Source organism: Cytobacillus sp. NCCP-133, assembly GCF_026011715.1.
Taxonomy (GTDB): Bacteria; Bacillota; Bacilli; order Bacillales; family Cytobacillaceae; genus Cytobacillus.
In genome coordinates this window covers 583,668-597,250 of the sequence record NZ_BRVM01000001.1, presented here as the reverse complement: position 1 = coordinate 597,250, position 13,583 = coordinate 583,668, and the positions used below count along the sequence as shown (strand labels likewise).

Here is a 13,583-nt window from a genome sequence, read left to right as displayed (position 1 = left end):
AAAGGGGAGAGAAAATGGTCAGCCTAAAGAGAGTTTACACCATTGCCGTGCTTGTTCTTGCGATTGTTCTTTTAAGCATCGTCGCTTTTACTACATGGTACACGGTTGATGAATCCGATCAAGCAGTTATTCTAACTTTTGGTAAAGTTGAAGAAGGCATTACAGAACCCGGGCTTCATTTTAAATTGCCGTGGCCAATTCAAAGCGTGGAAAAGCTTTCGAAAGAAACATTTTCCCTGCAGTTTGGCTATGAAGAAAAGGATGGGGAGATAAAGGATTTTCCAGAAGAGACGAAAATGATTACTGGCGATGAAAATATTGTCCTTGCCGATTTGGTTGTACAATGGAAAATTACTGATCCGGAAAAATACCTTTATAACGCTGAGGATCCTGAAGAAATTCTATATGATTCTACCTCAGCATCTTTGAGAAGCATCATAGGCAGCTCTAAAATTGATGATGCCTTAACTTCAGGAAAAGCAGAAATAGAGGCAGAAGTCAGAGAGCTATTAACTGCTTTAATCAGTAAATATGATATTGGAATTTCTGTTCTTGCTGTAAAGCTTCAGGATGTGGAGCTTCCAAATGAAGATGTAAGAAAAGCATTCACAGATGTTACAGATGCAAGGGAAACAGCCAATACAAAACTTAATGAGGCAGAGAAGTATAAAAATCAGAGAATGAACGAAGCAGAAGGCGAAAAGGATGCCCTTATTTCCAAAGCGGAAGGGGAGAAGGCAGCACGTCTGGAAAGGGCACGTGGAGATGTAGCAGTTTTTAATAAACTGTATGGTGAATATAAAAATAATCCTGATATTACGAGAGAGCGTCTTGTGCTTGAAACGCTTGAACAAGTCCTTCCAACTGCAGAGATTTATATCATGAATGACGATGGCAATACAATGAAATACTTCCCGATTAGGCCACTTGAGAAAGAGCAGGCTAAACCGAAAGAGGAAGCTGGTGAAGACAATGAGTGATCAAAATGTTGTGAATATGAATGAACGCAGCGGAAATTTTCAGTGGAAAAACTATACAAAACTAGGATTGATCCTAGTGATTATCATTGCCGCATTAGTAATTCTATTTAGCAACCTCTTTATCGTGAAAGAAGGGGAGTTTAAGGTTATCCGCCAATTTGGTGAGGTAGTCAGAATTGAGAGCGAACCAGGGCTTTCTTATAAAATCCCATTTATTCAAAGTGTGTCGACGCTTCCCAAATATCAAATGACTTATGATGTGTCTGAAGCTGAAATTAACACAAGGGACAAAAAGGTTATGATTATTGATAACTACGCTGTATGGAAAATAGAAGACCCAAAGAAGATGATCTCGAATGCAAGAACACTTGAGGGAGCTGAAGCGAGAATGGAAGAATTTATTTATTCTGTTACACGCTCCGAATTGGGCCAGCTGAATTATGATGAGATTATTAACGATGAAAAATCTTCGCGCGGTTCTTTGAATGACCAGATTACAGCCAAAGTGAACGAACTGCTTTTTAAAGACAATTACGGCATTACTGTAACGGATGTTCGAATCAAACGAACGGATTTACCGTCTGAGAATGAGCAATCCGTATTTACAAGGATGATTTCTGAACGCCAATCAACAGCACAGGAATATCTCTCAAAAGGAGATGCACAAAAGAATATCATCATTGCACAAACTGACAGGAATGTCAGGGAAATCCTTGCTAAGGCCCAAGCAGATGCTGAAGTCATCCGGGCTGAAGGAGAAGCAGGGGCTGCGAAAGTATATAATGAATCTTTCTCCAAAGACCCTGGATTTTACTCTTTATATCGCACTCTGGAATCTTACAAAAAGACAATCAATGGGGAGACTGTCATTGTTCTTCCATCTGATTCACCGTATGCTCGTTTGCTGATGGGCTATACTGATTAAAAAGTGCTGTAAACTCCAAAGCCGTTATTTTTCTTTCTCTATCTGCTCATGATAGAATATAGGAAAATAACGGCTTTTTTAATGGTGAATAAAGCTGGATGCTTTTTAGCTTGATCGCCTTTTATTCAGGGTATCTAACTGATAGATTGGGTTTCTGAGGAGGAGAATTTATTGGGTGAAAAAAAACTGGTTCTGATAGATGGCAACAGCATCGCGTATCGAGCATTCTTTGCTTTGCCGCTTTTAAACAATGATAAAGGAATACATACAAATGCAGTTTACGGGTTTACCATGATGCTGCAGAGAATCCTTGAAGATGAAAAACCTACACATCTCCTTGTCGCATTCGATGCCGGAAAAACGACTTTCCGTCATAAAACGTTCAGTGAATATAAAGGAGGAAGGCAGAAAACGCCTCCTGAGCTTTCAGAGCAGTTTCCTTATATCCGGGAGCTCCTTGATGCTTACAGGATTTCAAGGTATGAACTGGAAAATTATGAAGCGGACGATATTATCGGAACGCTATCGCTTCAAGCTGAAAAAGACGGGTATGAAGTAAAAGTAATCTCTGGGGACAAGGATTTAACACAGTTAAGTTCGGATGCCGTGACTGTCAGCATCACTAGAAAGGGCATCACGGATATTGAGGAATATACACCTGCCCATATTGAAGAGAAATACGGGATAACTGCCGATCGTATTATTGATATGAAAGGCCTTATGGGGGATAGTTCAGATAATATTCCTGGGGTGCCTGGAGTTGGGGAGAAAACCGCGCTTAAATTACTGAAGGAATTTGGCACACTTGAAAAGCTAATGGAGTCCATTGATCAGGTCAGCGGGAAAAAGCTAAAAGAAAAGCTGGAAGAGTTCAAGGATCAAGCGTTGATGAGCAAGGAGCTTGCGACCATCACAAGAGAGGCCCCGGTAGAAATAAAGGTTGAAGAGATTAAGTATGAAGGATACGAGAAAGAAAAAGTAGTAGGCATTTTTAAAGAGCTTGGCTTCAATTCTCTGCTTGAAAAGCTGGGGGCAGATATAGAAGCAACAGAAGAGAATCTGGAAGAGATCGAATTTACAATTGCGGAAGAAATTACAGGTGAAATGTTCTCAGATGAGAATGCATTTTATGTGGAAGTGCTCGATGATAATTACCATTATGCGGATATCATCGGTTTTTCAATTGCCAGTGTAGAGGGGAATTATTTTCTTCCTAAAGATAAGGCCCTTGAGTCGGACGTGTTTAAAAAATGGGCTGAAGATGAAACGAAAAAGAAAACAGTTTATGATGCAAAGCGATCTGAAGTTTCGCTCCGGCATCATGGAATTCATTTAAAAGGCGCTGATTTTGACCTTTATATTGCTTCCTACTTAATTAATCCTTCTCAAACCATAGAAGATATTGCTTCGGTTGCAAAAAATCATGGTTATCATGCAGTACAATCAGATGAATCATTCTATGGGAAGGGCGCGAAGAGAAGAATACCGGAAGAAAAGGAGCTTGCTGGGCATTTAGCTAGAAAAGCCGCTGCACTGCTGACGCTCAAGGATAAGCTGGATGGCGAGCTTAAAGAAAACCAGCAATCAGAACTTTTTTATGATCTGGAAATGCCTTTATCCCTAATTTTGGCTGATATGGAATCCACAGGGATCAAAGTCAATCTGGAGCGGCTGAAAACAATGGGCCAGGAACTTCTCTCTAAATTGGACGAAATTGAAAAACGAATCCATGAGCTGGCAGGGGAAGCCTTTAACATTAATTCTCCTAAGCAGCTGGGCGTGGTTCTTTTCGAAAAACTGGGCTTGCCAGTAATAAAAAAGACAAAAACAGGTTACTCAACTTCTGCAGATGTCCTTGAGAAGCTCGAAAGCGAACATGAAATAATCCGTGATATCCTGCATTACCGCCAGCTTGGAAAGCTGCAATCCACTTATATCGAGGGCCTGCTGAAGGTTGTTAATAATGAAACTGGCAAAGTTCATACCAGGTTTAATCAAGCACTTACACAAACGGGGAGATTAAGCTCGACAGACCCGAACCTGCAAAATATACCGATTCGTTTAGAGGAAGGGAGAAAGATTAGGCAGGCATTTGTCCCTTCAGAAAAAGGCTGGGTCATGTTTGCGGCAGATTATTCCCAAATTGAACTGCGTGTGCTGGCTCATATTGCGGACGACGAAAAGCTTATCGAAGCATTTAATGAAGATATGGACATTCATACCAAAACCGCTATGGAGGTGTTCCATGTCAGGGCAGATGAAGTCACTTCCAACATGCGCCGGCATGCAAAGGCTGTTAACTTTGGAATTGTTTACGGAATTAGTGACTACGGCCTTTCTCAAAGCCTTGGCATAACGCGAAAGGAAGCAGGGAAATTTATTGACCGCTATCTTGAAAGCTATCAAGGGGTTAAGCAATATATGGATGAGATCATTCTTGAAGCCAAGCAAAAGGGCTATGTATCCACCCTTCTTCATCGGAGGAGGTATTTGCCTGAAATAACAAGCCGAAATTTTAACCTCCGGAGTTTTGCAGAGCGTACAGCGATGAACACGCCTATTCAGGGAAGTGCCGCGGATATTATTAAAAAAGCCATGATTGATATGGCTGACCGGCTGCGAGAAGAGGGAGTAAAAGCCCGCTTATTGCTGCAGGTGCACGATGAACTGATCTTTGAAGCTCCTGAAGAAGAAGTTGAGACGCTGAAAAAAATCGTGCCTGATGTAATGGAGAATACAGTTGAATTAAAGGTCCCATTGAAAGTGGATTATTCTTATGGACCGACATGGTTTGATGCGAAGTAATTAGTGGTAGGCTTGTACGGTTAAAGAGGGCTTCATGGCGCTCTAAGTCACCGTATATCGGGGAGAAAAGGTCGCCATGGAGCGTTTATGAAGCCTGAAATCATAAGGAATGGTGGAAAAAGTCCGTTATGAAGCACGAATGATGCCCTTAGTAACCAGGAGGCACTTTAAAAACGGCTTCAAGAATGTTACTGCAACTATCAAAAGGCAATTTATCAGATTTTCTATTTTTGCACTGCACTGACAAAGGAGGGACTTTATATGCCAGAGCTTCCTGAGGTTGAAACAGTCAGAAGAACCTTGCAGGAACTGGTTGTTAGCAAAACAATAGCGCATGTTTCTGTCTTTTGGCCCAAAATGGTTAAACATCCGGACGAAGCTGCACAATTCCAGGACGCTTTAGCCGGACAGACATTTCGGGAAATTGGCAGGAGGGGCAAGTTTTTGATTCTTTATACAGATGATTACGCCCTTGTATCGCACCTGAGGATGGAAGGAAGGTATGGACTATTCTCAAATGCTGAACCGGCTGATAAACATACGCATGTTATATTTCATTTTTCGGATGGGACCGAGCTAAGATATAAAGACGTCCGCAAATTTGGAACCATGCATTTATATGCAAAAGGGGATGAATTTAACACCCTGCCGCTTTCCCATCTGGGGCCAGAGCCATTTACTGAAGAATTTACAGTGGACGAGCTTGCTGCCAAACTTAGAAGAACTACCCGAAACATTAAGACAGCACTCCTGGACCAGAAAACGATCGTTGGGCTAGGAAATATTTATGTCGATGAGGCGCTGTTCCGATCACGTATCCATCCGGAAAGACCTGCAAACAGCTTGTCGAGGAGAGAATTGGAAACGCTCCATAAGGAAATTTCCGATACTCTTAAGGAAGCGGTAGAAAAAGGAGGGAGCACAATTCGCTCCTATGTAAATTCCCAAGGGCAAATTGGCATGTTCCAGCTTGAGCTTTATGTTTATGGGCGAAAAGGGGAAGGGTGCAAAATCTGCGGCAATACACTTGAAAGGATTGTCACCGGTGGGCGGGGAACTGTCTATTGCCCGTCATGCCAGAAGTTAGATTAGCCACAGGTGACGAGTGACTCGTCTTTTTGTGCTTGAATACAGAGGGCAAGGAAAGCTTCGTCAGCTTTTTCATTGCACGAACGAAAGCTGCAGCCTTTGGGGAGTGTGGCGCTCTTAATCTGCGTCCCTTCGTTAACCAGGCGCTTCCGCTTTTCTAATAACATTGGATGGGCTTCTTCCATATACTATCGTAGCGATTGACAGGAAGGAGCTCTAATCTATGGCCCATGCGTTCTCCCTTTTGATACTTGCTTTTGCTGTCAGTCTTGACAGTTTTAGTGTCGGTTTGACATATGGTTTAAGAAAAATGTTTATACCATTTAAATCGATTAGCATAATCGCCTGCTGTTCAGCCATTACTTTAATGGCCGCGTTGTCAATTGGCCATCTCATAGAGGCCTTTTTATCGCCGGCTCTTGCAGAAAGTCTGGGAGGTATAATTCTCGTTTTGCTTGGAGCCTGGGTTCTTTACCAATTCTTCCGGCCTGAAAAGGCGAAAGATGCCTTGCCTCATGAAAAAACAATTGTAAACTTCGAAATTAAATCACTGGGGCTCGTTATTAATATCCTGAAAAAGCCAATGTCTGCAGACTTTGATAAATCAGGAACGATTACTGGTGTGGAAGCGATTATGCTTGGAATCGCCTTATCATTGGATGCCTTTGGAGCAGGGATTGGTGCCGCGATGCTGGGGTATTCACCCTATTATCTGGCTTTGACAGTTGCCATAATGAGTTCTTTGTTTGTGTTTATGGGAATGCAGGTGGGATCCATTTTTTCAAAAAGCGGATGGGTCCATAAATGCTCTTTTATCCCCGGAATTATTTTAATCATAATAGGCCTGTGGAAAATTTAAACAGGCCGCGAAAGGAACAAGCCATGTCATTGACTGTTGGATTGACAGGTGGCATCGCAAGCGGAAAAAGCACCGTTTCAGCCATCTTAATGAAAAGAGGAATCAGTATAATTGATGCAGATGTGGAAGCGAGATTAGCAGTTGAACAAGGTGAAGATGCCTACCGTGAGATTGTGCATCATTTTGGGGAACATATTCTGCTCGTGGATGGCTCCATCGACCGTGCAAAACTGGGATCAATCATCTTTCATGATGAAAAAGAACGTCTTAAGCTAAATAGTATTGTCCATCCCGCGGTCCGAAAAAGAATGATTGCCAAAAAAGAAAAAACTATTGAAAATGGTGAAAAGCTGGTCATCCTTGATATCCCGCTATTATTTGAAAGCAAGCTGACCTATATGGCTGATAAGACATTATTAGTTTATGCAGATGAAGATACACAGCTGAAGAGGCTCATGGCAAGAAACCAGCTTTCAAGCGATGAAGCCATTGCGAGAATCCGATCGCAAATGCCTTTAAAGGATAAAAGGCCGCTGGCTGATGCAGTTATTGATAATAATGGAAGCTTGGAAGAAACCGAGAGGCAATTATGGGATATTTTAAAACAATGGAATGCTATTTAAAGGCCTAATATAGGCTCTTTTTTTAATATCAGAATTTATATCCCTTTGAACTTAGAGAACTGTCTAGCGCAAGGCGCCTACCCCCCTAGAGGTCACAAGCTTGTCTAGTTACGGCTCCTAGGGACTCGGGGTCATAACCCAATCTTGCGCTTTTCTTAGTTTTTATTAAGCCTAATTAGTATGTCAAAATAAAAGCGTTAACATGCTTTTGGTTGATTAGATATAGGCATTTATAAACCTTTTTTAGTTAATAATATTTCTGAATTGTTAAACATTATAAAATCCGCAATTTAATCATCACAAATAAAGATTAATATGTTATACTAATTACATATTAACGGAATAAAAGTATAACATTAATGCGGGAGGGGCCGTAATATGAATGCAAGAATAGCGATTAACGGTTTTGGAAGAATTGGACGAATGGTTTTTAGAAAAGCCATCCTAGAAGATAATCTTGAGATAGTTGCCATTAATGCAAGTTATCCTGCTGAAACTTTGGCACACTTAATCAAATATGATACAAACCATGGACAATTCGAAGGAAGCGTAATTCCGGAAGACAATGCGATTGTTGTGAATGGAAAGAGAGTTCAGCTTGTCAGTAACCGCAATCCAGAGCAGCTTCCTTGGAAAGAAATGAATATCGATATCGTTATTGAAGCAACTGGTAAATTCAATTCACGCGATAAAGCGGGTCTTCACCTCGAAGCAGGAGCTAGAAAGGTTATTCTTACTGCACCTGGAAAGAATGAAGATGTTACGATTGTTATGGGCGTAAATGAAAGCGCATTAAATATTGATGAACATGATGTCATTTCAAATGCTTCTTGTACAACGAACTGCCTGGCACCAGTTGCAAAAGTTCTTGATGATCAATTTGGCATTGAGAATGGTCTTATGACAACAGTGCATGCCTATACAAATGACCAAAAAAATATCGATAACCCGCACAAGGATCTTCGCCGTGCACGTGCTTGCGGACAATCAATCATCCCTACTTCAACAGGAGCTGCCAAAGCTTTGTCGCTTGTGCTGCCTCAATTAAAAGGCAAATTGCATGGCATGGCTTTGCGTGTACCAACTCCGAACGTTTCATTGGTTGACTTAGTTGTAGACCTGAAGCGCGAAGTTACAATAGAAGAGATTAACGCTGCATTTGAAACTGCTTCACAAGGTTCTTTTAATGGAATTCTGGACATCACAGATGAACCACTGGTTTCAGTTGATTTCAACACAAATGAGCATTCAGCTATAATAGATGGTCTTTCCACAATGGTTATTGGTGAAAACAAAGTGAAAGTATTAGCTTGGTATGATAATGAGTGGGGCTATTCATGCCGCGTAGTAGATTTGACAAAATATGTAGCCCAGGAACTTTTCCAATCGTCAGCTGTAAAAGTTGGATAAAATCTAGCAATCTCTCGAAAATAAAACTACCCATACCCTTTAGCCTGCCATTCCCCGGCAGGCTTTTCCTGTGTGAAAACATCAATAAACCACACACCCCCAGCGGACAAACTCATATAATAAATTTGATAAAAAAATGTAGAACAATGTGTTGCAAAAAGAAAACAAACGAAGTATACTAATCCTCGTGAACTTCTCCGAGTTTTGGTACGGTAGCTACTTAAAGGGTTAGGACCTCTTTGGACTAACTTTCCCCCGTGGTAGTTATAGACCAGTATAAATCTGGAATTTCATTAATTAATAGCTTCAAAAAAGTTTAAAGGGGGAAATTTGAATATGGAAACTATGGGTCGTCACGTAATCTCAGAACTTTGGGGATGCGATTTTGAAAAGTTGAATAATATGGATTTTATTGAGCAGACATTCGTAAATGCAGCATTAAAGTCAGGTGCTGAAATTCGCGAGGTTGCCTTTCATAAGTTTGCGCCACAGGGTGTAAGCGGAGTGGTTATTATCTCTGAATCTCATTTAACTATTCACAGCTTCCCGGAGCATGGCTATGCCAGCATTGATGTATATACGTGTGGAGATCTTGACCCTAACATCGCTGCGGACTTCATTGCAGAATCGTTAGGCGCTCAAACGCGTGAGAATATCGAGCTTCCTCGCGGTATGGGTCCAGTTCAAGTTAAACAAGCTCAAGTACTTTAATAAATGAATGATAATCGGCAATTTCAGAGGTGTATTGACTACACCTCTTTTTATTTTGCATAAAACTCTTCCGCATTAGGGTTTCCCTGCAAAAAAAATAGTACAATAAGGATACACAAAATTAATGGAGGAAAGAGGATGTCTATTTTTCGGCAGATTTCCAACCGATATAATAAACAGTGTGAAACTAGCGAAAATCATTTTGATCCTGAATTGGCAACAAAATACTATAGAACGAACACTGCCCAAATGATGCAATCTATTGAAGAGATGTTTAATGCGGACCGGAATGTGCCGATCATAAGTACCTCGAAGGAGTATGGAGAGATTGCAGCAGAGATAAAAAGAGACAAAACATTTTTCGCGATTGTAACCGCTGTTACTGTAAAGCCATTTGAAACAGCTGTGGAAATCAGTATCTCGACTGAGCAAACAACTCTAGCTGGTGTAAACCCTTTACTTAAAAAAGAAGTGTTCGCCCTTTATAAAAAGCTCAATCAAAAACATGATTTTCTTGGTTCGGCAAGAAATGCAGACAGATAGTTCTGCTTGTACTGTCCCCCCCTTTTTTATAAGATAAGGGTATCAAAGAAATTTCGGAGAAGATCTTAATTAATTCAAGTAAAGCCATAAAAACAGGCGATTTACATAGACATCTTTAAGATAAAAAAGAATTCGGAGCTGATTGTATGAGATGCCCTTCGTGCCAAAATAATAATACCCGCGTTCTCGATTCCCGCCCTGTTGATGACAGCAGGTCAATCCGCCGCAGAAGGGAATGCGAAAAGTGCGGATATCGGTTTACGACTTTTGAAAAAGTGGAGGAAATTCCTTTAATCGTTGTCAAAAAGGAAGGAACAAGAGAAGAGTTCAGCCGTGAAAAAATTCTGCGCGGCCTTATTAAAGCTTGTGAGAAAAGACCGGTTGCCCTCAAGAACCTGGAAGAAATAACCTTTGAAGTAGAAAAAGAGCTGCGAAGCAACGGTGTGTCCGAAATCAAAAGCGATGAAATCGGCGAAATGGTCATGGACAGGCTCGCAAAAGTTGATGATGTGGCATACGTGCGTTTCGCCTCTGTCTACAGACAATTTAAGGATATTAATGTTTTTATTGATGAACTAAAGGAATTAATAAAGAAAGAACAATCATAAATTGAATCAGGTCCCGTTTTGTTGGCTGCCTCTGGTTCAGGTAATAGGAATGAAGGGCTGAAGGATTTTCTTTGGCTTTTTTTTTGCGATATATTTAATAGACATGATGATCGGCAATAGTGAATCAGTGGATAAGCGGCGAAAAATGATTCAGTGTTAGGCAGAAGATGCAGTCAATCGAGTGAACACTAATCGCCAACTCGCCTGGCCAAACAGACGATTGGCACACAGGGATAAGCAATGAGCACAAATCAGTCAATCTATATGTGACCACAAACTAAACTAAAATTAAACGGAAAAAGGTGAACGCTATGGCCCAGCATTGGCAAGAAATGCTTCCAATTGACCGATACACAGTAGCCGCCAGCGGGCTTTTGCATGATTATGATCGAAAAGTACTGACATTGCTCTACCAGCCACTTATTGGTTCAGCTTGTTTCAGCCTTTATATGACCCTCTGGGCTGAGCTGGAAGAGAACCGGCTTTGGTCTTCCTCTAATTCACATCATAGTTTAATGAATTTCATGGATATGGGGCTTAAGGATATTTATGAATCCCGCCTTAAACTGGAAGGCATCGGGCTTTTGAAGGTTTATGTCAATAAGGAAGAGGATACCCGCTCTTTTATCTATGAACTTCTTCCTCCTTTAACGCCCGAGCAGTTTTTTCTTGATGGCATGCTAAATATTTATCTCTATAAGAAATTGGGAAAAAACCAGTTTATGAGACTGAAACGCTTCTTTTCAGATCAGCGGGTAGAGTTGAAGTCTGGATATCAAGAAGTCACAAAAGCTTTTCAGGATGTGTATCAGTCCGGTTATCCCGGCTCTTTTGAGGTTGACGGGGAAATGAATCAGCTCATGAGTGAATCAGATGGGACAGGGTATATAGGAAGGCAGGAACGAGGAGGAATACAAATCTTAAATGAGACTTTTAATTTTGAATTGCTGCAGGCAGGGCTGAATGAATCACTCGTACCAAAAAAAGCTCTTACAGGTAAAGTGAAGGAATCAATCAGCAACCTTGCTTTTTTGTATGGAATCGATCCTATTCAAATGAAAAATATAGTAATTAGTGCTGTAAATGAAGATAATGAGATTAACATTGAAGAGTTAAGAAAGACTGCACGTGATTGGTATCAATTTCAGAATCAGGATCAGCTGCCATCCTTAATCGATCGGCTGCAGCCTGCCATTCACCAAACTCATAAAAAAGAACCTAAAACACAGGAAGAAGAGCTGGTCCGCTACTTGGAAACTACCTCGCCAAGGCAGCTATTGAAGGATATATCCGGAGGAGCTGAGCCATCCAAAAGCGACTTGCAAATTATTGAGGAAGTCATGTTCCAGCAAAAGCTCCTTCCTGGCGTAACCAATGTACTTATTCAGTATGTTATGCTTAAAACAGACATGAAACTGACAAAAGGCTATGTAGAAAAGATAGCTGGCCACTGGGCAAGAAAAAAAATCAAAACTCCCCAGGAGGCCATGCTTTTAGCTAAAAAGGAACATCGCCAATACCTTGATTGGGCAGAAGGGAAGAAAACAGCCAATCCAAAAGGTACCCGTAAGCAGCCAATCAGGACAGAAATGCTCCCTGACTGGTTCGATGATAAAAATAACACAAGCAATAATAAGTCTGAATCTCATCCGCCTAAGAGCGCAAAAGATCAGGATGCGCTTGAAATGAAAAAAAGAGAGGTTAAAGAAAAGCTAAAGAAATTGCGATCACAGGAGGTGAATGACTGATGGAAAAAATAAATGAAACACTTAGGCGACTTGCAGGAAATGAAGATTTTCAAAAAAGGTATGAAATGATGCGAAATCAAACGCTGAACCATCCGGAGGTTAAGGCTTTTTTGCGAAACCATCAAGAAGAATTGACTTCTCAAATGGTGGAAAAAGGCCTGTCCAAGCTATTTGAATATACACAGCAAAGCAAGGAATGCAATAAGTGTCCAAGCTTGGAGGGCTGTGTTAATTTCATGCAGGGCTATCATCCTGAACTGGTCATTCAAAGGGGTACCATTGATTTAAAATATGATAAATGTCCCAGGAAAGTTATGCATGACGAAAAGCGCAAAAATGAAAAGCTTATCCAGAGCTTGTATGTCCCAAGTGATATTCTTCATGCCACTTTTGACTCTCTATATGATGATGACGATCGGATCATGGCAGTGGACAAAGCTGCCTCATTCGTAATGGACTATCAGCCCCGCTCTAAGCAAAAGGGGATCTATTTTTACGGCAAATTCGGTGTGGGCAAATCCTATTTGCTTGGTGCCATCGCGAATAAGCTGGCAAGCAAAAAAGTGTCTTCCATGATTGTGTATGTTCCAGAGCTATTCAGGGAATTGAAAAATTCAATCGGCGACCAGACACTGAACAGCAAGATAGAAACGATCAAGAAGGCATCTGTCTTAATGTTTGATGACATCGGCGCTGAAACAATGTCCAGCTGGACCAGAGACGAAATTTTAGGCCCAATACTGCAATTCCGTATGCAGGAAAGCCTGCCAACCTTTTTTACCTCTAATTTTGACCTAAAAGGGCTGGAACATCATCTATCCTACAGTCAGCGTGGCGAGGAGGAGAAGATGAAGGCAAGAAGAATTATGGAACGCATTAAATATCTTGCTGAACCTGTCCTTGTCGAAGGTCCGAACAGAAGAGTATAGCAAGAAAAGCGCAAGCGCCTTGTCCACGAAGGAACGCAGGCTAAAAACACCACGCACAACCAAAAGCTGCCGCTTTCGGTTGTGCGTGGATATCCTCAAAAAAAGCTACCGCTTTTTTCTTCGTGCCAAAAGATTTGCTGACGAAGCCTTCCTTGTCCTGAGGGCCTCAAGCCCAAGACGGGCCTCCCGGAAAGACGTCCTTTGCTTTTTTGGGAGGATTGGTTTGGGAACTCGAGGGGGAGGCTGATTGCGCTAGACAGTTATCTAAGTTCGAAATTTTCTTATCTTTCAAATAAAGCTGCCGATAAAATTTTCGGCAGCTTTATTGTTATTCTGTAACCATGTTTTATTAG

Annotated in this window: 12 protein-coding genes; all 12 read left to right on the top strand. The window is 41.2% G+C overall.

The features are described 5' to 3' along the window. Positions 1-14: 14 nt before the first annotated feature. The 12 genes from hflK to dnaI all read left to right on the top strand — a co-directional run bounded on the left by hflK (position 15) and on the right by dnaI (position 13,230). The gene (hflK, locus tag NCCP133_RS03025) at positions 15-980 is read left to right on the top strand and encodes an FtsH protease activity modulator HflK (protein WP_264803475.1); all 966 of its coding nucleotides are present in this window, start codon (positions 15-17) and stop codon (positions 978-980) included. Beyond that, positions 973-1,905, top strand: a complete 933-nt coding sequence (gene hflC, locus NCCP133_RS03020; RefSeq protein WP_264803651.1) for a protease modulator HflC — start codon at positions 973-975, stop codon at positions 1,903-1,905. Before hflK ends, hflC begins: the two co-directional genes overlap by 8 nt. A gap of 171 nt (positions 1,906-2,076) precedes the next feature. Further along, entirely contained in the window at positions 2,077-4,710 is a 2,634-nt protein-coding gene (polA, locus tag NCCP133_RS03015) for a DNA polymerase I (RefSeq protein WP_264803474.1), read from the top strand. Positions 4,711-4,971: 261 nt separating this feature from the next. Beyond that, entirely contained in the window at positions 4,972-5,802 is an 831-nt protein-coding gene (mutM, locus tag NCCP133_RS03010; RefSeq protein WP_264803473.1) for a DNA-formamidopyrimidine glycosylase, read from the top strand. A 220-nt stretch (positions 5,803-6,022) separates the two neighbouring features. Next, positions 6,023-6,658 carry a sporulation membrane protein YtaF gene (gene ytaF / locus NCCP133_RS03005; protein ID WP_264803472.1) on the top strand — a complete coding sequence of 212 codons (636 nt, stop codon included), beginning with the start codon at positions 6,023-6,025 and terminating at the stop codon, positions 6,656-6,658. Between the two features lie 23 nt (positions 6,659-6,681). After that, complete coding sequence (gene coaE, locus NCCP133_RS03000; protein ID WP_264803471.1) at positions 6,682-7,281, top strand: dephospho-CoA kinase; 600 nt, start codon at positions 6,682-6,684, stop codon at positions 7,279-7,281. A 378-nt stretch (positions 7,282-7,659) separates the two neighbouring features. Beyond that, a complete protein-coding gene (locus NCCP133_RS02995; protein ID WP_264803470.1) occupies positions 7,660-8,691 on the top strand; it encodes a glyceraldehyde-3-phosphate dehydrogenase in 1,032 nt (343 codons plus the stop codon). A gap of 336 nt (positions 8,692-9,027) precedes the next feature. Beyond that, positions 9,028-9,402, top strand: a complete 375-nt coding sequence (gene speD, locus NCCP133_RS02990) for an adenosylmethionine decarboxylase (RefSeq protein ID WP_264803469.1) — start codon at positions 9,028-9,030, stop codon at positions 9,400-9,402. A 138-nt stretch (positions 9,403-9,540) separates the two neighbouring features. Continuing rightward, a complete protein-coding gene (locus NCCP133_RS02985) occupies positions 9,541-9,945 on the top strand; it encodes a hypothetical protein (protein WP_264803468.1) in 405 nt (134 codons plus the stop codon). Positions 9,946-10,091: 146 nt separating this feature from the next. After that, positions 10,092-10,553 carry a transcriptional regulator NrdR gene (gene nrdR, locus NCCP133_RS02980; protein WP_264803467.1) on the top strand — a complete coding sequence of 154 codons (462 nt, stop codon included), beginning with the start codon at positions 10,092-10,094 and terminating at the stop codon, positions 10,551-10,553. Between the two features lie 311 nt (positions 10,554-10,864). After that, complete coding sequence (locus NCCP133_RS02975; protein ID WP_264803466.1) at positions 10,865-12,301, top strand: replication initiation and membrane attachment family protein; 1,437 nt, start codon at positions 10,865-10,867, stop codon at positions 12,299-12,301. Beyond that, positions 12,301-13,230 (top strand): primosomal protein DnaI, encoded by a 930-nt coding sequence (dnaI, locus tag NCCP133_RS02970; RefSeq protein ID WP_264803465.1) that lies wholly within the window; start codon positions 12,301-12,303, stop codon positions 13,228-13,230. The genes NCCP133_RS02975 and dnaI overlap by 1 nt, the downstream gene beginning before the upstream one ends. Positions 13,231-13,583: the final 353 nt, after the last annotated feature.

What these genes read in the sequence shown, in the direction of transcription:
- NCCP133_RS02995 (WP_264803470.1), top strand. Translation starts at nt 7,660, where the DNA reads ATGAATGCAAGAATAGCGATTAACGGTTTTGGAAGAATTGGACGAATG.
- mutM (WP_264803473.1), top strand. Translation starts at nt 4,972, where the DNA reads ATGCCAGAGCTTCCTGAGGTTGAAACAGTCAGAAGAACCTTGCAGGAA.
- dnaI (WP_264803465.1), top strand. Translation starts at nt 12,301, where the DNA reads ATGGAAAAAATAAATGAAACACTTAGGCGACTTGCAGGAAATGAAGAT.
- ytaF (WP_264803472.1), top strand. Translation starts at nt 6,023, where the DNA reads ATGGCCCATGCGTTCTCCCTTTTGATACTTGCTTTTGCTGTCAGTCTT.
- hflK (WP_264803475.1), top strand. Translation starts at nt 15, where the DNA reads ATGGTCAGCCTAAAGAGAGTTTACACCATTGCCGTGCTTGTTCTTGCG.
- coaE (WP_264803471.1), top strand. Translation starts at nt 6,682, where the DNA reads ATGTCATTGACTGTTGGATTGACAGGTGGCATCGCAAGCGGAAAAAGC.
- hflC (WP_264803651.1), top strand. Translation starts at nt 973, where the DNA reads ATGAGTGATCAAAATGTTGTGAATATGAATGAACGCAGCGGAAATTTT.
- NCCP133_RS02985 (WP_264803468.1), top strand. Translation starts at nt 9,541, where the DNA reads ATGTCTATTTTTCGGCAGATTTCCAACCGATATAATAAACAGTGTGAA.
- nrdR (WP_264803467.1), top strand. Translation starts at nt 10,092, where the DNA reads ATGAGATGCCCTTCGTGCCAAAATAATAATACCCGCGTTCTCGATTCC.
- speD (WP_264803469.1), top strand. Translation starts at nt 9,028, where the DNA reads ATGGAAACTATGGGTCGTCACGTAATCTCAGAACTTTGGGGATGCGAT.
- NCCP133_RS02975 (WP_264803466.1), top strand. Translation starts at nt 10,865, where the DNA reads ATGGCCCAGCATTGGCAAGAAATGCTTCCAATTGACCGATACACAGTA.